Below are 20831 nucleotides of genomic sequence, written 5' to 3'. Positions count from 1 at the left end.
ATGCTAAGCTCAGGAAGAACCAACAAATGTATTTTTTCATTATATAGTTCTAAATATACAATGTATGAGGTTTTCACCCGGAAAATTTGCTCTTTAGCTTTTTTATTTTTAGTCCTAAAGACACAAAAAATGTGATTTAGGTCACAATACTGAGATGGTTTTAGATATAAAATCAATAGACCTCAAGAAAATGTGTATTTAGAACTATTCTTTTTTTCGTATGAGTACGTCATTTGTCCTGAATATATTGAATTTCTAGGAAATATGCGCTTATTTGTCCAAAAACTAACGAATGTTAGTTAGTTAATAAAAAAAGCTGGACTCTAAAAAAATTTAATAGTAAATTAGAATAATTCTTGTGAACATATGCTAGCTAAGTCTAACTCCCTTTTACAGTTCACTTAAGTCATTGAGTAAACAGAATATTTTATAAGGGGGAGTAAATAATTGTATTCTCAAACAATCAAAATACATCTGAATGATATTGTTAAAATTCTTAGTGGATATGAAGCGGGGAAATATGCCAAAGTTTTACGTATCCATTCCATAGAAAATGATTTAGTCCATCTTACCTTAAAAATAAATTCATACTGGAATAGTACTGATTATGTGAAACGTTTTGGTATTTGGAAAGGCCAACTATGGATTGCTATCATTAAAACAAATTTAGAAGTTCAACTTAAAAATAATAATGTTCAAATTTAACTAGAATTATTTAAAACCGAGTCCCCCATTAATACATCTCCCTTATTAGTAGCTTGAATTCAGGCTACTCTAAAATTTAGTAGGAGGCACAAATATGAACAGTCAGACAATATTCAAATTAACTGTAGAAATATCAAAGAATAAGTTAGATACCTACATCGAACCATGGAAATTACTTATTGAAACAAATCGTTATTATGAAATTAAACCTGATAAAGGTTCTGTGAAAAGAATATATAAAGAAAAACTTAATAAAATTTTTGACGAATCTAAACTTTATTCAAATGGTTATCTTTACAGTTCAGCATTTTGTACAGAAGACCATATTAAAGATTTATATCGAGAAGTCTTAGAAAATTTAGATAAACAAATTAATTCTTATATGAACGAACTCCTTACTAATCAAAAAACTATTAAACATCAACTTCTTCAAACTTGTATACCAATTAGATAATACCTAATTTGATTTGAGGTAATACAGGCTTTACCCAAACATTCATTTACTTTTTTTCAGTTGTTTTTATTATGAAGGGATGATATTGATGATTCAAAAGAAAAACAGATTAATGATTTTAATGTCACTAGCTACTTTTTTCCTTAGCTTCCTAACTCATTTATTGTACAGAATTTTCCATGTAATGGACAAACTAATGGACCAAGGAATGCTTCATCTAAATAACAATGCATTAAATATTTTTGATGATTATTCGTTTGCACTAAATATATTATTGGTCATACCAGTTTTCTTCATTGGATTCAGTATTTTTTTATATTGGAAAAGTGCAGAGAACAAATACATCCCCCTTTATAACACTCTAGCCATTACTTTCGGTTGTTTTTCCATGATTGCTGGTGGTGGAGGGACCGTTGAATTTCACTTTTCTATTTTCATGGCGATTGCAATAATTGCATATTACGAAGATATCTTTATTACGCTTCTCATGACTGCATTATTTGCATTACAACATATTATTGGTTATCTTATTATCCCAGAACTTGTTTTTGGTGTTTCTGATTATCCACTAACAATGATGCTAACTCATGCCGCATTTTTATTAATAACCTCTGCAGCTACTATCCTGCAAATCATCTCTAAGACAAAAATCACTGAACAGTTAGAAGAAGAGAAAGCAATAAAACAAGAAGAAATTATTAATCTATTAGAAGCAGTAAAAAATCTTTCCGATGAGCTTGAACAGACTTCTGCTAACGTTTCACAACTATCTGAAAACAACATACGTGTTAATGCGGAAATGCTGCAGTCATTCAGAGAAGTTTCAATGGGACTAAGTGACCAAAGCGAAACATTATCAAGTATGGAAAATTCCGTACAATCAATAACTAGGATGATTGAGCAAACCTCCCAAAGTTCTACGCAAATGCAAAAAAGAACTTTAGCTACTGAGCAAGCATTGTCGGATAACCGTGATAATACAAGAATATTATACAAACAAGTTTCTCTAACTTCCGAGACAATTACTAATGCCACTGAGACAATTATAACTTTGAATGAGTCAACACAAAAAATCGAAGGTATCATATCATTAATTCAGGATATAGCTACCCAAACTAACCTGTTAGCTCTTAATGCTTCTATAGAAGCAGCAAGGGCTGGAGAGCATGGCAAAGGCTTCGCCGTTGTAGCAAACGAAATTCGTAAATTAGCCCAACGCAGTAATAACTCTACAGATGAAATCAGAGTGATACTCAGCAAAGTTCAAGAAGAAAGCGCTACTTCCGTCTCTCAAATGGAATTAGGTAAGCAGACTTCCTATGATTCTATGACCTCTGCAAAAGAATTCATGTCAGACTTTGATTTGGTCTACCAAACAATAAGCCAATTGGCTACAGCTATAAGTGGATTAAACGAATCTATACAGGATATTGAGGTAGCTTCACAGGAAATTTCAAATGACATGACTAATATATCTGCTGTAATTGAGGAGAATGTTGCATGTGTAGAAGAACTATTCGCAAGTAGTGAAGACCAAATGACTTCTTCTCAGCAGGTTAATAAAAACATTAAAGATTTACAAGAACTCTCGCACTCCCTACAAAGAAAATTTGCAGTCGATTGATTTAAGCTCCAACAAATATACATGTATCATATAAATATTATTGTACAAATTATACATATAATATTTTGGTGATTTTCATATTAACCCCCACTTAGTTTGCTAAAGTGGGGGTTATTTTGGGGTAAAAATGATACATTATCCTCCCTTATTTTGGGCATACTTTTTTTAATACTTAAAGAGGTGGATAGTTCATGAAAAATTATTTTATATACCTTTATCGCTGCTTTTGTTGGCTACTAATAATTTTATTTGAATATTTATTTTTATTTCGAGAAAATATATTTTTTTTATTCAATTATTTTAGTTCTAATAATCTTAGGCTTATTTGAGAAAACAAATTCAAATTAATTTTTTTACCTATATAACATTTTTACTCCTACCTTTAATATCTCCCCTTTATAATCATCTCTTTTGTAGCTTCATACACTTCTTGAACAATACCCTCACTTCTGAAAATCAAGTGAGGGTATTGTTATTACATGTATTCAACTATAAATGTTATTTCAGTCCAGTAATTCTTACTTTATTAAATTGTTTCCTGCAATAATACTAGTCCATGAATCTATGAAGGTATCTCTAAATGGGTGGAGTACGTTTAAATTCAAGATTTCGATTTTATAAATATCGCATACATTCGAAGTATATGCCCCTGTACCTCTCCCATACTCATTCCTTGCGCTAGCCCACGAAGTGTTTCTAAAACTCTTTAATAATAAATCTTTATATCGACTTGTAACTTCTCTTCTTTGCTCCAAATAATCTCTTTGAAACTTATCTAAGAAGGCCTTATAATCAATTTCTTCTAACTTATTGATGTTTCTATATTTAAGAAACCCGTTTACTTTTTTAGCTACATCGTTCTTCGCTTCAAGATAAATTCGGTCAAACGCTCTTTCTATTGCCAAACTAAAATGATGATAGAAATTAAAGAACACGTAGTCGCCATTTACTCTATTTATTGCATTTAGTCTACTAGAGTGTACACTACGCATTCTTTCACCTATAAAGTCATTAATAATCTCATCCGCTAAGTTCTTATTAGGAACAATGTTTCCGACCTCTTCAATTAATTCTTCATAATACTCCAAGGCCCGTTCATTATTTTCTTGGTCATATTTTAATTTGTAGAATGCTGTTTGAACACCATCGGATAAAGAGAATATTTCATTTTTTGTACTTTTTATGTTCTGACTAATCGCATTTAAGATATCACTCGGACTAGGGTAATTCAATTTAGAATTATAGAAAAGAATGTTGGATTCTTTAAAAGGGATATTTTCCTGTTCAAATTTTGATATAATATCATCCCGTTTATATTCAACTCCTAATTCTACCGTGCCAGCTGGCCCATCATCAGTCATAACTTTTTCCGCTTCATCGTGTTGTACGTTAACCAACAAATAAAAGCGATCCGCATTTTCCTTAGTGATTCTAGTACTAATGGTTTCCAGGATGTCTGTTGAAGGAGCCGGCTTTATCCCGTCGATAAATAAAAAGAGGCATTCTTCCTGCTGCTTATCAATATAAGCTAGAATATCTTCTCGTCTATAGGAATCTTTTTCCTTAGTTTCATCCTTTTCTTTTCCTAAACTGCTATCAATTCCTCTAGTATCAACAACCGTCTTAATATCCTTAAACAAGCTAAAATCTAAAACGTCCTTTGTAAGATGCAGAATAATTTTTTGTGGTATTTTTATATAATCAAGTTTTCCTAAATTGATAAGATTAAACTTCTTTTGAATATCTTCAAAATAACTTCCAAATTCGTCACTTTGACATTGAACAATGAACTCTTCTCTTTCATTAAGTCTTAGTCTCTTAGTAATTTCATCATGGAATAAATCGAAATTATTCATTTCGACATAAAGCTCTTTAAGCTTTATCGTATTTAGTTTAAGCATGTTACGAATCGAACGTGCTATTTCCGTAGGAACATAATAAGTTTCATTATTCTTATCGTCTCTCTTGAATGTTGAACAAAAATCGTAAACATATTGTTCCATATATTTATCTTCTATAGGTACGATTTCAATAAAAGAATGTTGATCCTTACTTTCCAATAATTCCACTTCGCAAACTGTCGTTCCGCCAGACCCAGTTGCCAACAGTTCTTTATCATCCATTAGCAGCCCAAATAAATTTATTATTGTAGTTGTCTTTCCTCTCCCTTTTTCACCAATAAAAACAAATTTCAATTTATCTTTATCTACTTTTTTCTTCAAATTTGTTAAGTATTCATGGTAGTTTTTATATCTTTCATGCTTATCCAGAGTAATATCGATGTTAAATCCTTTATCAATCTCATCATACATTTCGGTCAATAAATCATTAATATCGTGAATGCTGTTCACAAAAGAACCTCCACTCGAAGCAATTTATAAAACAGCATACCATAATTATACAGCAGCCTGAATAATATTGGTCACATGTAATGAATATTTATAAATTCATTACATGTTCTTAGCACGCCTTTTTATTTTCTTCTCCGAGAGTAAAACTATCCACATATCATACTATAATAATTTCCCGCCAAAATAATGCATATATTTTGGCGAATATAGTGCGTCCCATTTAGTACAATACTATTTGATGTATACTTATTAATGTACCCGGTAGAAATATAGGTATCTCCTATTCTTACATTTACTTTGGCTTTACTTTTTATACACATTTCTAGTTGAATATTAGTTGAAACTTGAATATCACATCGCAAATTAGTCGCCTCCATAAATAATAAGCCCCGTTTAAATAAGCGTATTAACGCTTTATTTAAACGGGGCTTCCGTCTTTAGAAATTATAGGTTGTTAATCTATTTTACTGTAGAGGAATATTAATATCAAATTTATCTTCACCTGGAACAGGGAGATTGTTTGAATCTGCTATATGAACCCCCTGGATAATTAAATTTTTAACTGAAGCTTTCTCTTGTGTTATAAACGTAGCAATAACAGAACCTGTAGCCTGTGGCCCGACATTGGCTTTTCTCAACTGCTCAGTTAGTTGTCCTTTCTCAGTTTTTAGTAATGCGAAGCTATTGTTCATCCATCCAATAACAAGTCGATTATCTGATAAATTATTCTTATACTCAATATTAAACTCGTAGCCATTTAACTTCGTTACCTTGGTTACTTTAGTAACTGTCACTTCATTATTATTACTTGATATGTTCACAACGTTTGATTCTGTTCTAACAATTAAAGCAAGGTCAACCTTCCAACTATTGTCGCTGAAAACTAGACCAACGGTGTCCTCAAGGGCAGTAGAACCATCTGAAGGCTTCACTAGTAATTTAGCCATCTTATGTGTTTCGTCGTAATCTGTAATTGATGTAATCATGTATTCAGAATACGAAATACTTTTTTTGAAATCATTCTCCTTTATTCTCTGCACCAATTCGTCCGCAGTAATATTAAAGTTATTAGGATATATTAACGGTTTTAAGTCATCAAACCTCTTCTCAATAAATGCATCTGCATATTCCTTCAAGACGGTCTCAGCATCATTCACTTCTGGTTGTTCTGTAACCGTCTCATTCTCCGGTGCTGAACTTGCTGGCTGCGTTGGTATTCCAAAAGGGGAAGGTTGAACCTTTGCAGTGCTTTGTGGCTTTGACGTGCTGGACAGTGCTGCTTCATTTGGGGAGCCGGTACAGCCGGATAAAAGCGCTAAACTTACTAGATATAAAATCGAGAATTTAATTTTCATTTATCGAATATCTCCAATCAGTTCAATTTAGTTGCTATTTTTTTCACAATTGAATGTATATAGAATGTAGACACCACAATTAATCCCGCTGTCGTGTATAATCCGAGTCTGTTTAATTTTATATCCTGGATTCATCATTTGGAATTTATTTAAAGCCTTTTCTACATTCCAACCTGTTGCTACTTTTGATATCCAACCCAAGATTTTCGCACCAGGTGCACCTAAGTAAGTCATTCCGTATCGATAAGGTAATTCCCGCGAAATTTTTTCTCCGAATAATGTCATACTTTTTGCCCCACCGACATGAGCAACCAAGTTCCATCGGACAGTCTTAAAATTATTATTGTTGAGAAAATAGTTCGCCTGTTGAACATGCCCTTCATTCAGTCCAAAAATAGGAGCACTGTAACTTTTGGTTATTGTTTCTGAATATTCTTCAATTTTCGACATTTTTTTTAAACCTCCTAGTCCTAATTATATCTACATACTAGCATTCAATAATCTTTGTAGGCAATAGCCTACGGAAATCATATAAAAAAAACCTCTACTATTTGAGTATAAATTTTGAACTCAAATAGGGGTGTTCATTTGGAAAAGGAAAAACGGTCTGAATTAATTGTATTCGGCCAAACTCTTCAGAGTATTAGAAAAAGTAGAGGTTTCACACAGGACGAGCTTTCTTTGTATAGTAAGGTAGATAGGTCATTTATTTCAGAATTAGAGACTGGAATAAAAGCAGCAACCTTTCCCACAATATTATCGTTAACTAAAGCACTAAATCTTAGCCCGTCTGAATTTATGAAGCAATATGAAACCAACTTTTCCGAGTACATAAAAAGACACCCTCTATAATAGTAGGGTGCCTACAAGGTTATTTTGACTCTGATAGTGATTTCGTGAAGTTCTCCATAAGGGCTGTACTATGATTAATCCCTTGCGATACCCAATCATACAATATCCCAGAAGATAATAAGATTGAAACCGCACTGATTAAAACGGTAATGACTGCAAGACTTACAGGTTTAGAGACAAATCCTTTTGTTTTTCTAACAAAGAATTCGGATATTCTTCCACTTCTTGCTAAGTATTGGTTTACGGCAAACATGTGGATTAACAAAGCCAACAGCAACAAATTTAATAATTGTATAACAATGAAGCCCAAAGCAAAGTATGAAACTTGAAGAATGCCATTCATACCAAAGGCCTGGATAAATTCAGACAGTGAGCTTATACTTGTTGATTCTGAGATTTGATTACTCATCAATCTCAACGTGATAAAATCCATTCCGATAATGACAAGGGCAACAAGAGACCAATACTTATTAAGATTATCGTATTGATTGTCCATATGCAGTTTGATAGCTACGGTAATCGTGCTTGTCAGTCCCATAATAATAAATCCAATTGTGTAATCCATAAGAACGGAGTGATACTTATAGAAGAAGAAAGCCAAGAATACTGCAACAACTAAATAAAATGCAAGTGGTGGCTCATCATCAGTTGAATTCTTACTCTTACTTTTTCTTTGAGGTTGGAGTTGTGGTGATGGTTGGTTACGAGGTGAATAGTAGATATTTTGTTGAATAATTTGCTGAATTTGTGTAACCGAGGTTCCGTTTGTGATATCGGGATTATTATTTTTGGGTGTGAAGATAAGTCCCAAAAGCACTCCGACAAAAGCAAAGATTGTATCTTGAATGATTCCTGATGAATTGTTTAGTATATAATTCGTGATTTGAGACATTCTTATCCCCCAGTATTTATTTAAGAGTACATTCCCCCGCAATTTAAATGCAGGGGAACGATTACCTTATGACTAGCCTTGAATTCCTGCTGTGTGATTATATCGCACCGTGAACAGTGGGTCGTTTTGATATGAGAATGTCACTGATTTGCGGTTGACATTCTGCATCTCATATACGAGTTCGGAAATTTCAAGGCCATTAAGGTCTTTGCCTTGTGTAGCAATAGGGTCAATTTCTACAAATCTCGGAAGGATAACAGAAACTTCTACACGACCTCCAGCAGCCATTTCAAGTCCGTCAAACGGAACACGGATTTGCAGCTCGTAGGAGTTAGGGAGTCCTTGAGCGGTAAGTGGATAAATCTTATATTCGTAGGTCAATTCATATAGATTTGTGGAACCGGGGACAGGTACAAGCGTTGATTTTTTGAGAACAGAAAGCAGAAGCAACTTAGCCGCGTCTTCCAAAGTCCCAGCTGGATTTCCATTCAAAGCTTCATCACGAATATCTTCGGTTCCTGACAGCAATGTACTCGCTTTAAATGGGGTCACTTCAAGATTTTGCAAACGCAAAAGCTCAAGGATAGCTGGCGGAGCAGTAACACCGCTTGGTACATAGTACTCGTCGAGAATCGGCTCATCTGTTTTAATCATGGTCTTAACAAGAACTGTATCATATGAATTCCCATTGTAACGGGATGTCCCGTTCACAATAATCACTACGTCCTGCAATTGAATGTTTGCCATAATGGAATCTTCCTCTCGTATTTGAGTAGTTAAATTCCACTTATCACAGAAAGATATCTTCTCAACAGCTAATAATCATTCATTTATTACCCATTAAAGTTTGATTTTTACATTGTAAATCAAACCAAGGTACGTTATGATAAATACAACATAGCTGTTGAAATTGTTCTAAAAATGTTGGAGCATTTTTAAGAACAAGATTGATTATCCTATGATAAATGGGGTAAAAACTTCATCCGTTTTTTCAAAGGGGGACTTGGCGAAGTCTCCTTTTTATCGTTCTTTCCGAACTCCTTTAAATGGAGTTGGGCTACTCGTTTTTTGGTCGAGTATTTTACCGGTTGAAGCATCACGTTTGGTCCAATTTCCATTGGGAGCTTGGAACTGACTGCGGCCTTTGACCTGCCCCACTCTTCCTGCACCAGGTGCACCGTTTCGTGCCATCTTATGTCCTCCTCTCTGCCATATGACTGGGATATCTTGCTAGAGTGATAGTAACATACAGGCCCAAAACATGTCAACCATCATTATAACTTCGTTTTTTTATTGTATAATATAAATTTACTTTGTCATTTATTTTGTCAAATATAAAATACATGTAAATCAATATAAACATCATTTCAGATTATTGTCTTTTATACATTTTTGAGTGTATTAGTTGTATTAGTTGTATTTTTTAGAGAAATGTATCCATTAATTGTATAGCAACAATAACTTATCAACTATTTTATATTTTTATATGTTTGTGTCATTGACAAAAAATAGTGGTGAATAGATACTATAAGTATTTAAAAAATAAATTAAAGGAAGGGATTAGAAATGGGGAATTCAAATGATGAACTTAGATATTATTTACGAGGATATTGGGAAAAGAATTCGTAAAGTACGTGAAAACTCTAAATTAACACAAGAAGAATTAGCTAAACTAGTTAATCTAACAAGAGCATCAATAACGAATATTGAAAGAGGCAAACAAAAGATTCCTATTGATAATTTATATTATTTTGCAATTGTTTTGAATGTTGATATATTTTCTTTACTTCCTTCAGAAGGAATACTTCTAAACGATGTAGAATTACCTGGTAATGAAGAAGAACTTCGAAAATATGATGTTGATGTATTAAATTTTGCAAAAAAATATTAGTTAACTCAAAGAAAGCTGAGGGAGAACAATGAGTGTTCTTACTGCTGTGAAGAGTGCAGAAAAACTGCTAAACAAGCATAGAATCACTACCCCTCCAATTAATGTAGAGTCTATAGCGAAAAATCTAAATATTGATATTCAGTATGAACCTTTTGACGGACAATTATCTGGTGTTTTAATAAGAGACTCTCAGACAAGTACCTACGTAATTGGAGTAAATGATAAGCATAAGAAAAACAGGCAAAGATTCACCATTGCTCATGAAATTGGACATTTTTTATTACACAAAGGACATGAAACTCATATTGATACTGCAATAACTGTAAATTTTAGAAATTCTATTTCATCTAATGGGCTGCGCAGCGAAGAAATCGAAGCTAACGCCTTTGCAGCTGCTTTATTAATGCCTGAAGAACTACTAGAGGAATATATTAATGAGAATTACGACGGGTATATTGATTACAATGATGATGAGCAAATAAAAACAATGGCAGATGCCTTTGGTGTAAGTACACAAGCACTAATGATTAGACTCGGAAAATTAAATTGGTTTGAATGACACATAAAAAATAGAAGGACCATTTTTCATCACTGAGATGACAAAATGGTCCTTTTATTCGTTTGTATCAGAGGATATATTCAGACGTTATATCTGTTGTATATTTTAGCTTCTACTCCACTATTTTGTGGCTTATAGAACTTATGATTTTTTAGCTGTTCAGGCATATAGTTCATTTTGCTCTCAGGATGGTCAATAGGATTTATATAGGTTTTTGTACCCACTTTAAGTTCAGCTGGTACATCAAATGCTCTATTATTTTTTACGGTCTCCATGGCTGAATTAATGGCCTTATAGACGCTGTTGCTCTTTGGGCTTTCACATATAAAGACAGCGGCTTGTGCAAGCGCCAGTCGGCCTTCAGGCATCCCTACAAACTGTACTGCATCTCTTGCCGCCAAAGCCATTTGTAGAGCCGTAGGATTAGCCATTCCCACATCTTCACTTGCATGGGCTACCATTCGTCTTGCAATATAAACGGGGTCTACTCCGCTATAGAGCATCCGAGCCATCCAATAAAGTGCTGCGTCCGTTTGGCCACCTCTTAAACATTTACAAAAGGCTGAAACAATATCATAAAAATCACTCGTCGATAATCCATTAATTCGTTGTTCTACAGCTTCTTGTATATGCTCCAACTTAATTGTCTTATCGGCTCCATACAAAGTTGAATAGGCTGCGTTTTCTAAAGCAATTAACGAGTTACGAACATCGCCGTTTGTTATATCAACTAAGTATTCCAGGGCATCCTCTTCAATTTCATATTCTCCAGCTAGTCCACGTTCTTTTTCCTTTAGAGCAAGACGAATAATGTTTTTATGGTCTTCTGATTCCATTGGAGTAAAAGAGTATACCTTACATCTTGAAACCAGTGGAGGAATAATGTCATGCATGACCGACTCCGTTGTAGCTCCAATTAGTATTAGAGTACCGTCTTCACTTGGAGGTAATAACGCTTCTTGAACATTTGATTTCATGGCATGTATCTCATCAATAAATAAAATCGTTCTTTGCTGATAAAGCCTTAAATATTCTTTTGACGATTTTATCGCATCCCGAATATCTGCAATGGTTAGGTTTACACCATTAAGTCGAATAAACTCAGCTTTTGTCATTTTACTTATAATTGAGGCTAAACTTGTTTTTCCGCTCGATGGAGGCCCTTGGAAAATCATATTTGTTAGGTGGTCAGTTTCAATCAGTCTTCTTAAAACTTTGCCTGGTGCTAGCAGATGCTTCTGTCCGAAAAACTCTTCGAGATTAACTGGTCTCATACGTTCAGCCAAAGGTTTATATTTATTATCTTGGTCTAAATTATATTCAAATAAGTCCATTGAGAATTCTCCTAACATATGTTCGTTACCTATACATTATACTGGATTTACATCAAAATAAAAAAGCACCCATAGCCTTTAGGGTACTTTCCATCACATTAAACTACATACTTAGGGTATCAAATATCCTAGTAATGATTTTAGATAGGTGATACTGCCAATTCTCTGTAGCATCCAGATTAGCATCAAATATTAGTTCATCCCCAGAAACAAATGAAATTTCAATGATAGCATTGACAGCATGCGCAGAATGCTTCCTATAACCCAGTTTCTTGACTTTGAAGTCCTTGATGACGCTTACCTCTAAAATCTCCTCAGATTGTGTGAAAATGAAAATATTATTGTCACTAAATATCGTCAATTCGACAAAGGGAGGATTGTCGCTGAAAAAGAACTTTGGGTAAAAAAGTTTTACTTTATCTTGCGGTACGACCTTATCTACAAAGTCAAAAAAATGATAATGTCCACCAAAATTATTTCTAAATTGATTATATTCATCCATTAATTTATGCCTCCTTAACACCTTTATTTCGACAATGAAAATGAGTTTCCTGCAGAGTGGGGATATGGAATAGCGTCAGTCTAACTAGACGTATCAAAACATATAGACAATTTTCTCCTTTTAATGATAATGTCATGTTTGAAGTATTTGGAAAGGAGGTTGAATCAATTGACTAGATTTGAGATTAAAAAAAGCTCAAACTCTCAATACTATTTCGTATTAAAGGCTTCTAATGGTCAAATACTCGTTACAAGCGAAACATATACGACAAAGGAGTCTGCGAAAGCTGGTATCCAATCCGTAAGAACCAACGCACCTCTTGCATCTGTTTTAGACTTGACCTAGTATTTTGAGATGAGATACTTGAACAAACTTCCGTATCTCATCTTATTCTCATATCATTTTATTATAAAGCGAATAATGCAATCATACATGAATCACAGCCCCCTCGCAGCAAGTCTGGACTGTAGTGTTAAGATTTCCCCTCTTAACATAGCATTTGTATGCTGCTCTTCTTCCCATATTAATTTTAATCCTTTATATTTGGCTTGAATATTATCATTGTCCATCTTTAAGGCCGAATTTTTTCTTTCCAATTCTTTAATTTTTTTTAAAGAATCGGTTAATTCTTGTTGAAGTGCTCTCACATCTTTATCCTTTGAGCGTTCACGTATTATCTTTAATTTTCCATACTTCTCTTCCCATTTTGATGGATTCCAAACCTTGAGAACATGTTCTTTATATAACAGACTTTTATAAAAAACTCCATCACTATAAGTAATAAGTTTTTGCATAGAGATAATAGCATGTTGGCCCTCATTTAATTTTATGAAATCGATGACTGCTTGTAATCGTTGAATCGTATCTTGTTTCTGCTTTTCTTGAGTTTGTTTTAGATTTTGAGCCATTCTATATCAACTCACCTCTAAGAATTTTCTGTAAAAGTTCTTCTTTATGCTTCTCAATACCGTTTTCACATATATTAATTATACGTTCAACCAAGAGGGCATTTCGTACCGCGTTCTCAAATGCTGGAAGCCACTTGGGGTGATTAGCATATTGAATCATCCTCTTTTTCCAGTGCTCTAGTTCTTTTCTGTAATAATCAATATACTCCGCCTTAGGAACAAACCAATCGCATTCATAACACTCAAAATGATGAGAGGTTCCTTTCGGATTGCACTTATCAATCTGGCTACAAATGCCAACCCCTTTGATACCGCCTGCTTCCCAAGTCAGATAAGCATCAGGTTTACTTTTTTCGAGAATTTTGACTGTCTTTTCATCCAAGTTCCAGTACTTCCCTTTCACTTCCACAGGTGCTGTTTCAGAAGAGCTTTTTTTATCGCTTAAAATCTTTCTCATCGCATCATGTAACGGATGCCGGTATCGACTTAACATCGCCATGTTCTTATGTTTGGACAATACGGAGACCTGTTCAGACGAGTAACCACCAACATAAATACGGTCTGTTATTGCATTGTGACGGAATTGATGACTTGTAGGCGCGTATGTTTTTCCATTTTTATCTTTTATATTTAAAAAACCCGCCAAATCTTTTATACATCTATTAAATTTATCTACTGTTAAAGCAGAAAACTTATCTTTATGATAAGGGGCTTCATACGCTACTAAGGAACCTTCAATCTTTTTAAACCTAAACCACCGGCACGAGAATAACCCTTGTTTTTTATGTTTCGGCACCTCAAACTCTCTTAGACGCTTTTCATTAAGAGCCTTCAATTCCTGTAACAATCGAATAAGATACCCTCCATGCCCCACATCAATAATAGGTATCTCTTTCAGTTCTTCATAATCGTATCCACCATTTTGCTTCCATGTTGGAACGTTAAGAATATAGTAACTGAACCCACGTGTAAGAGCATCTAATTTGCTGCCGAATACCTCATGGCTACGATTTGGGAAACTACGAAGTATCCAATACGCAGTTCTTATTTCAATCGGAATATCCAACACATCATTTTTCATATGCTTATCCCATTGTTGTATAACCTCCAATGGAATGTATTTATCATCATTGTTTTTTCTAAATTCTTTAAACGGGTTCTTTAATTTTGTTGGATTAATATCCGGTAACTCTGGAAAGTTCTTCATCACCTTGAAAAAGTTTTTTATTCCCAGATAATATCTTAGTTTTGAGGAAGGTGTTAAGTTTTCACCAATATATACCTCATACTGATAAATAATTTCCTTACTTACTTTATTCAATTTAGTCTTGGGATGATACTTAAGCAAGTATTCCAGGAAATATCTAATGTAGATAATTTCTTTCTGTTTACCATGAATAGCTCCTTTTTTAAACAATGCGTAGTATTTCAATAAATCTTTGTACTTAGGAGGCACTTTTTCAAAATAGAGAGTATACACAGAATTTCTTCGAGTATCTTTATGTTTTTTCGAACAGTACCATTTATCATCATCGAATGTAAACTCTCCATATTGTGTTACCTTCTTTCGCAGCTGCTCCTTAAATATATTTATCTCGTTGTTATGAGAATAATCAGATAAATAAACCACTTGGTCTTTCATATGATATTCCTACTTTCTCTGCAGTTTTTTCTACTTCCAAAATTTTTAATTTATAAATATCCAGGTCATGTTTTATCTTCTGACAATTAATAAAATTCTCATAACCTTCTATATTCTGTTCTTTATATTTCATTACAAGCTCACAAAGTACTTGTTCCTGTTCCATATATAACTGGTACCATTTAGGCAAATACTGTGGTCCAGTTATAAGAAAATTGCAGCTAGAACACTTATTTTTAGGGCAAGGTCCAAATGATATATGTTTAAAACAACTGCCATGCCCTTCAGGTGTTTCACGACTCCCACTTTCCAATTCTTGAATGAGTATTTCTTTTTCTTCTTGGGTATACGGGGATAGCGCTTCAATATTTGCAGATTCATCAAAAACATTATTAAAATATTTCAACTCTAGGTCAGCTAACTTATCCATTTCTAAATCCTTATAAGACTTTTCAGTTGTTTTCAAATTTAGATGTCCTAAAAAATCTGAAACTTCTTCCAAGGTTGCTCCATTTGTAAGCAAGCTAACACTGAGTGACTTTCTACATTGATGGTGACTATATCTATATAGCTTTCCATTACCATCAGTAATATTGTATTTTTTAATTAAATTGTTAATAGAATCAGCCATCTGGTCACGGGAATGAATAGTAAGTCTATCGTTAAAGAAGGTTGCAAATATTCGTTTAGTGCCTGTCTCTTCTCGGACTGCTGCCGTATTATCCTTTTGGATGTTAAAATATTTGAATAATTGCTCATGCGCCGGAATTGTATGATATTTCTGTTTCCGAATTTTCCTTGTTTTTAATGGAATATATCTTAGCATCCATTGGTTTCCCTCATTATCAAAATACAAACTATCTTCATCCAGTTCTAAGGCCTCTCCAATTCTCATTCCACTGTGCATCATAATAATCCAAACGCATTGTACACGGAGTGGCAGTTCATATAGACATTCTTCTAGCTTACTTATAACGATTTCAGGTATATATTTTGTTTTTTTCACAAATGCATTTATATTTGGAAACATAAAATCTGCGAATGGATTTGGAATTCCTTCTTCTAATAAGTCTTCCTTCTCATATTGGAATTGGTAAAAGAGCTTTAATTCGGTATAAAATCCTTTAATCGTAGATAATCTATATTTTCTATTCCCTTTGTTATCTTTTTGTTGTTGAAGAACATCGATTAAAAAATCAATATGGGCCATGTTAATATCCATAATTGATAATAATGGATATATAGGCAACAGTATATTTAAGCAGCTTTTAATTCCATTCAACCGGCTAAGAGTTTTATTAGGTATTTCAGACCTTTCTTTTAGTCGTTTATCCATATACTTTTTAACTTGTTTTTTCAAATTCCCCTCTAACCATGTGAAGTCAAAATTATGAACCCTCACTACTTCAAATTCCACTATACATACTTCCCACTTATCATCGTTAAATTTATAGTTTTGCTTATTCTCAATGCTTTGAAGTTTGGACAAATATATTTGGGTCCGAACTTTTTTAAAGATATTGTTATTCTCATTAAGAAATTGAAAAACATAATTTGTGCAAGAACCCTTCGTATCACCGAATAAAGTATATCTATATAGTTGAACCCAACCTAATGTTAATTCTTCTCCCTTTAACTCCTCGGCGCAAAAACGTACATAATCATTGAATGCTTCACCCAACTGTAAGCAGAATTGCAGTAATGCCACTCCATTCAAGCGAAGATTTAAAATTTTTGTGTACATCCATACTGCATGTTTATCTTTCTTCCTAATTGCATCTAAAAGACTTTCTTCACATTCTCTTATAACTTTATCAATTATGCTTACAGCAAATCTGTATTGATATCGGTTTCTCTCTGGAGTGCCCACACATATTTCTGAAAAAATCGAATCATAGGTGAGCGCTCTTTCTTGCACAATCATTTTTTCAGTCGTAAAACGAATAAATTTCTCAAGGGAATCTGGAAATATAATTGCAATTTTAAATAAATAAGATTTGTTATATTTATGTTGAAGTCGAATAAAACCATCTATATCTAAGCCCTCAAGTGTTGTGAGAACTTCATTCACAAAAGTTTCGATCCATTCTAGATTGGATTCTGTTTTTGAAAAGGTTATTTCATGACCATTAATACTAAATACTTTTCGTGCTCCACCCGTTTTTTTATTCATATCTTTAATTGTTATCTGCATTTTTCTCATCCTCTCGCTGTTTAATTTGCCTTGGGGCTATTCTTTTCATCGTATGTTTTTGGGTCCCTGTACTCGCTTGGTTTCGATAATACTTACGCAGTGTCTCTACACTATTTCCAATGTAGTCAGATACAATTTCAATGGAATCTCCTTGCTCGTAACATTTTCGGACTAATGTCTCTGCACGAGTACTTCTTCCACTGTGTGTTCTTATTTTAGTAGGGTCAAAGCCGATTTTAGCGCCAACTCTTTTTAGAATTTTCAGGAAATTCCTTCGTTTCACAGGCATTCCTTTGTATTTTCCTTTATTGTTTATAAAAAGATAAGAACTGCGATAGATATCTGATTGTTCCCTTTCACCATTAATATAGTTTTCAATATCCGTCATTAAGTTATCTGCAAAAATCGGATAATCATCTAAAATAGGTACATTTCTCTCCCAGGTTTTTGCATAAGCTAAATTTTCAATATTATTATTACGTCTAACTTCGAGCAGTTCCTCAAATCGGTTTACATGTTCTAAATGAAGCCCTAAAATTTCTGATATCCGAAGACCGCATTCAACACTAATTCTGAATATTAGCCGGTCCTTATGACTCGGCATATTATCAATAAATTTTTGAATCTCCTCAATGGTGTACCATTTCGTATGCTCTTGTCTATCTGCAAACCTCAATCGATGATAGAACTCATTTTTCTTACTGTTGTCGAACTTATAGATTTGACCATACATAAATTTCTTCTTAACATAGAACTGTCCCTTACGATTGGGCTGTATCGCGTTTCCAGTTGGGTATTCATCAATTTTCCCATTGGTTTCTAGCCAGAGGTAAAACTGTGTAATAACAGAGACATTGTACATAACGACATCAACATTTTTTACTCCATCGGTATTTACTATTTTTTCTCCGCTATATCCTAGTAAATGCTTGATATATGATTTCAAAGTAGCTTGCTTAGTCACGTCTCTGTAGTGCATGCTAAGCAGCTTTAAATACTCTAGAAAACCTTTTAGGACATATCCATATCTCTCTCCTGTCAAAGGACTATTCTCACTCATTGAATCTAACCAAGCATTCACTTCATCCAGTGGAATTCCATCTTCGGTAATGACAAACCGTAGTTGTAATTCTGAGTTGGCAACTTTGATATATGCTTTTTCTATTTTTAATGTCATACTTCACCTTCGTTCCTAAAATTAAAAATCCCTAAATTATACATACTACACCATTAGTTATATTTATACTTTTTTGTATTATTTTGATTGATATTTTTCTGTGTTATTAGCATTATAACGAGTTCGACATAAAAAACGAAAAGAACGTAGAAATTATTTTTAAATTATGTCTGAATAGTGAACGACAATGTATTCTGTTTATGTACAGTTAAAAAAGAGTACAAACAGCCATATTAATGACTGTTTGTGCTCCATTGGTAAAGATTTTCCATGTTACGTAGCGTCAGCAAACTATTCTTAAGATGTACATCTGTATACATATGCTCTGGTTAGTAACACTGATATTCCTTCCTTTATGTATGAACCCTTCAATACCAGCGTCCCCTCATTAACAGCTGGTATTCCTTTTAAAGGTTCATCTTAAACTTCATTCTTTACCATGAGCTCATCAATGTTTCTTAAGACCTCCCGTCTAACGGAGTTTCTAAAATTTCTACATTATTGACCCTTCCTAATAATGATATTGATAAAGGAATGTTTTATCAGTATATGACTGTAGTACATGAAAACCAACCAAACTGTTTTATATTCACAATTTGTTTCAAATTAATAACAAATACGACATAGTAAATTTTACCTATATCTGATAGACTACTCTTAGCATTTATTATCATTTTTAGGGGGATTTTAGAGAATGTGGATGACAGTGGGGTTGCTTAGTTTTCTCGCAAGTATTATTTTAGTAATTACTGGTTTTATTTATTTGATTCGAAAGAAACCAAATAAAAAGAAAATTTTCCTTTCTGCTTTGGCTTGCTTCGTAGTGTTTATTATAGCAGTGTCGGCTGATAGTTCTAACGATGAGACCGCTGCTTCAGATAAATCAAATACTACAGAATCATCTTCAAGTGAAGTAACTAATGTTAGTGCCAATGCAAGCCAAGAAAACAATAGCACCGCTGAAGATGAAGCAAAAAAGGAAGCTGAGAAAAAAGCAAAAGAAGAAGCTGACGCTAAGGCTGAGGAAGAGAAGAAAGCAAAAAAAGAGGCTGAAGAAAAGGCGGCGGCTGAAAAGAAGGCGAAGGCCGAGGCGGAAGCAAAGGAACTTGAAAAAAAATCTAAGGCTGCGACAATTATGGAACAACTCGTTCCCGTTATTACAGAAGATGCCGCTGAATTAGATGACAAAACCAAAGATTACCTCATCAATCATTATGAACTGTTCCCTGCTATGACAGTAGAAACAAAAAATAGTGCAGCAGCTGAGGTAGACGCAAGTATTACATCGAGACACCTTTTCAAAAATATAACTCCATACTTTGACAAAATGATTGAGGTTTCTGGAACTATAGTACAAATCTCCGAAGAAGAAACAGATTTTGGAACATTAGCAAGTGTCCATATTCTAAATGATAATGGTGATTCCCTTATAGGCATTTACAACGGGTCTACTGGAGATATTCTTGACGGTGATTATGTTACTTTAAGAGGAGTACCATCAGCACTATATTCTTTCTCAAATGTAGGCGGTGGTACAACCAATGCTATTCTTCTTACACTCTCAACAATTCAAAAAGTACAATAAACGATAATAATTATTCTAAGCTCTGTCTTTAATTGGACAGAGCTTTTTATGGTTTTGCTGTGACATAAACTCCTGTAGTAATTGAAGCTCCGTATAGTCCGAACTATCCTGTACTTGCCAAATGGGACATAAGTGGTTACCGCAGATTGAGATGTATTTACACTAGCTTGCCCGACTTCTACTAGCTGGTGCTGTACGGAGCGACTAATGCTGCTACAACCACAGCCATCCAATGCCTAGGCTATAACTGCTGCCGTTGTACGCTGCTGTAGGGCACTATGACGCTATTAGAGTCATTGGTAACTTAATTGCTAATAACGCAGTTGGTAGAACTGCCACTACCGTATTTGGTCGAAATGAAGCGACAACTGCAGCTGTCTGGATAGTCGGTATATCTAATTAGCACAAGAAGAAAGTAAGACTACGAAAAAAAGGAGGGTCAATAGTAACCCTCCTTTTTTATTTAGACGAATGCTAAGCTCTTTATGATAAACAGCCAATCAATATTAATCGAAAAAACCGAAATCCTTATTTATTTATTATTTCCCTGGAGTTATCCTTGACTAATTTAGCTTTTTTGTTTGTATTCCGACTATACCAACCTTTTCGTTTCTCAACCTTATATTGTACTGTACTGATTGGTCTACCAATCGATGCAGCAAAGTCTGGAGCGCGTTCAGTAAGCTCTTCTTGAGAATTTAAACTATCTGCAAACTCATATACTTTATTATTCTCTTCTTGTGTCCAACGTTTACGGTAATTTTCGGGAAGTGTACTAATCGTTATCATCCTTTCCCATCATTATT

General features: G+C 33.9%; 21 protein-coding genes. 8 read left to right on the top strand and 13 right to left on the bottom strand.

Annotated features, from left to right (window positions below):
* The first annotated feature begins 447 nt into the window (after window positions 1-447).
* From AWJ19_RS03515 to AWJ19_RS03505, 3 genes are all read left to right on the top strand, one after another.
* A complete protein-coding gene (locus tag AWJ19_RS03515) occupies window positions 448-705 on the top strand; it encodes a hypothetical protein (RefSeq protein ID WP_068721619.1) in 258 nt (85 codons plus the stop codon).
* A 94-nt stretch (window positions 706-799) separates the two neighbouring features.
* Window positions 800-1159, top strand: a complete 360-nt coding sequence (locus AWJ19_RS03510) for a hypothetical protein (protein ID WP_068721617.1) — start codon at window positions 800-802, stop codon at window positions 1157-1159.
* 88 nt (window positions 1160-1247) lie between these two features.
* Window positions 1248-2783: a methyl-accepting chemotaxis protein gene (locus tag AWJ19_RS03505; RefSeq protein WP_068721615.1), complete on the top strand. Its 1536-nt coding sequence runs from the start codon at window positions 1248-1250 to the stop codon at window positions 2781-2783.
* 518 nt (window positions 2784-3301) lie between these two features.
* Here the strand turns inward: AWJ19_RS03505 and AWJ19_RS03500 are convergent.
* The 3 genes from AWJ19_RS03500 to AWJ19_RS03490 form a co-directional block, all read right to left on the bottom strand.
* The gene (locus AWJ19_RS03500; protein WP_068721613.1) at window positions 3302-5134 is read right to left on the bottom strand and encodes a hypothetical protein; all 1833 of its coding nucleotides are present in this window, start codon (window positions 5132-5134) and stop codon (window positions 3302-3304) included.
* Window positions 5135-5598: 464 nt separating this feature from the next.
* Window positions 5599-6489 carry a hypothetical protein gene (locus tag AWJ19_RS03495; RefSeq protein WP_068721611.1) on the bottom strand — a complete coding sequence of 297 codons (891 nt, stop codon included), beginning with the start codon at window positions 6487-6489 and terminating at the stop codon, window positions 5599-5601.
* A 27-nt stretch (window positions 6490-6516) separates the two neighbouring features.
* Window positions 6517-6939 carry a hypothetical protein gene (locus tag AWJ19_RS03490; protein WP_068721609.1) on the bottom strand — a complete coding sequence of 141 codons (423 nt, stop codon included), beginning with the start codon at window positions 6937-6939 and terminating at the stop codon, window positions 6517-6519.
* Between the two features lie 114 nt (window positions 6940-7053).
* Here AWJ19_RS03490 and AWJ19_RS37165 point away from each other — a divergent pair, with 114 nt between their 5' ends.
* The gene (locus AWJ19_RS37165; RefSeq protein WP_347231081.1) at window positions 7054-7341 is read left to right on the top strand and encodes a helix-turn-helix transcriptional regulator; all 288 of its coding nucleotides are present in this window, start codon (window positions 7054-7056) and stop codon (window positions 7339-7341) included.
* A gap of 19 nt (window positions 7342-7360) precedes the next feature.
* Here AWJ19_RS37165 and AWJ19_RS03480 read toward each other — a convergent pair whose 3' ends face one another.
* The 3 genes from AWJ19_RS03480 to AWJ19_RS35570 form a co-directional block, all read right to left on the bottom strand.
* Entirely contained in the window at window positions 7361-8233 is an 873-nt protein-coding gene (locus AWJ19_RS03480) for a hypothetical protein (protein WP_068721604.1), read from the bottom strand.
* A 72-nt stretch (window positions 8234-8305) separates the two neighbouring features.
* Entirely contained in the window at window positions 8306-8980 is a 675-nt protein-coding gene (locus tag AWJ19_RS03475; protein WP_068721602.1) for a hypothetical protein, read from the bottom strand.
* Window positions 8981-9253: 273 nt separating this feature from the next.
* Complete coding sequence (locus AWJ19_RS35570; protein ID WP_198536459.1) at window positions 9254-9424, bottom strand: hypothetical protein; 171 nt, start codon at window positions 9422-9424, stop codon at window positions 9254-9256.
* 388 nt (window positions 9425-9812) lie between these two features.
* On the opposite strand from AWJ19_RS35570, the gene AWJ19_RS03465 reads away from it, so the two are divergent.
* Both AWJ19_RS03465 and AWJ19_RS03460 read left to right on the top strand, forming a co-directional pair.
* Entirely contained in the window at window positions 9813-10124 is a 312-nt protein-coding gene (locus tag AWJ19_RS03465) for a helix-turn-helix transcriptional regulator (protein ID WP_068721598.1), read from the top strand.
* Between the two features lie 28 nt (window positions 10125-10152).
* On the top strand, window positions 10153-10683 hold the full coding sequence (locus AWJ19_RS03460; RefSeq protein ID WP_068721596.1) for an ImmA/IrrE family metallo-endopeptidase: 531 nt from the start codon (window positions 10153-10155) through the stop codon (window positions 10681-10683).
* A gap of 80 nt (window positions 10684-10763) precedes the next feature.
* Here the strand turns inward: AWJ19_RS03460 and AWJ19_RS03455 are convergent, their stop codons facing one another.
* Window positions 10764-12017 carry a replication-associated recombination protein A gene (locus AWJ19_RS03455; protein WP_068721594.1) on the bottom strand — a complete coding sequence of 418 codons (1254 nt, stop codon included), beginning with the start codon at window positions 12015-12017 and terminating at the stop codon, window positions 10764-10766.
* 103 nt (window positions 12018-12120) lie between these two features.
* On the bottom strand, window positions 12121-12519 hold the full coding sequence (locus AWJ19_RS03450) for a DUF3908 family protein (RefSeq protein WP_068721593.1): 399 nt from the start codon (window positions 12517-12519) through the stop codon (window positions 12121-12123).
* Between the two features lie 123 nt (window positions 12520-12642).
* Between AWJ19_RS03450 and AWJ19_RS03445 the strand changes: the two genes are divergently transcribed.
* Window positions 12643-12864, top strand: coding sequence for a YegP family protein (locus tag AWJ19_RS03445; RefSeq protein WP_198536458.1), 222 nt, complete (start codon window positions 12643-12645; stop codon window positions 12862-12864).
* 92 nt (window positions 12865-12956) lie between these two features.
* Here AWJ19_RS03445 and AWJ19_RS03440 read toward each other — a convergent pair whose 3' ends face one another.
* The 4 genes from AWJ19_RS03440 to AWJ19_RS03425 are packed head-to-tail and all read right to left on the bottom strand — an operon-like array spanning window position 12957 to window position 18440.
* Window positions 12957-13427: a hypothetical protein gene (locus tag AWJ19_RS03440; RefSeq protein WP_068721591.1), complete on the bottom strand. Its 471-nt coding sequence runs from the start codon at window positions 13425-13427 to the stop codon at window positions 12957-12959.
* A gap of 1 nt (window position 13428) precedes the next feature.
* Window positions 13429-15069, bottom strand: coding sequence for a hypothetical protein (locus AWJ19_RS03435; RefSeq protein ID WP_068721589.1), 1641 nt, complete (start codon window positions 15067-15069; stop codon window positions 13429-13431).
* Window positions 15041-17263: a site-specific integrase gene (locus tag AWJ19_RS33820; protein WP_198536457.1), complete on the bottom strand. Its 2223-nt coding sequence runs from the start codon at window positions 17261-17263 to the stop codon at window positions 15041-15043. Before AWJ19_RS33820 ends, AWJ19_RS03435 begins: the two co-directional genes overlap by 29 nt.
* Entirely contained in the window at window positions 17247-18440 is a 1194-nt protein-coding gene (locus AWJ19_RS03425; RefSeq protein ID WP_068721587.1) for a site-specific integrase, read from the bottom strand. The genes AWJ19_RS33820 and AWJ19_RS03425 overlap by 17 nt, the downstream gene beginning before the upstream one ends.
* Window positions 18441-19134: 694 nt before the next feature.
* On the opposite strand from AWJ19_RS03425, the gene AWJ19_RS03420 reads away from it, so the two are divergent.
* Window positions 19135-20025: a hypothetical protein gene (locus tag AWJ19_RS03420; protein ID WP_068721585.1), complete on the top strand. Its 891-nt coding sequence runs from the start codon at window positions 19135-19137 to the stop codon at window positions 20023-20025.
* A gap of 528 nt (window positions 20026-20553) precedes the next feature.
* Here the strand turns inward: AWJ19_RS03420 and AWJ19_RS03415 are convergent.
* Window positions 20554-20814 carry a hypothetical protein gene (locus AWJ19_RS03415; RefSeq protein WP_068721583.1) on the bottom strand — a complete coding sequence of 87 codons (261 nt, stop codon included), beginning with the start codon at window positions 20812-20814 and terminating at the stop codon, window positions 20554-20556.
* Window positions 20815-20831 lie beyond the last annotated feature (17 nt).

It is taken from the genome of Paenibacillus sp. DMB5 (assembly GCF_001517085.1).
GTDB lineage: Bacteria > Bacillota > Bacilli > Paenibacillales > Paenibacillaceae > Paenibacillus_AQ.
Note: the sequence above shows the minus strand (reverse complement) of the source record. Positions and strands in the feature narration are given on the sequence as shown.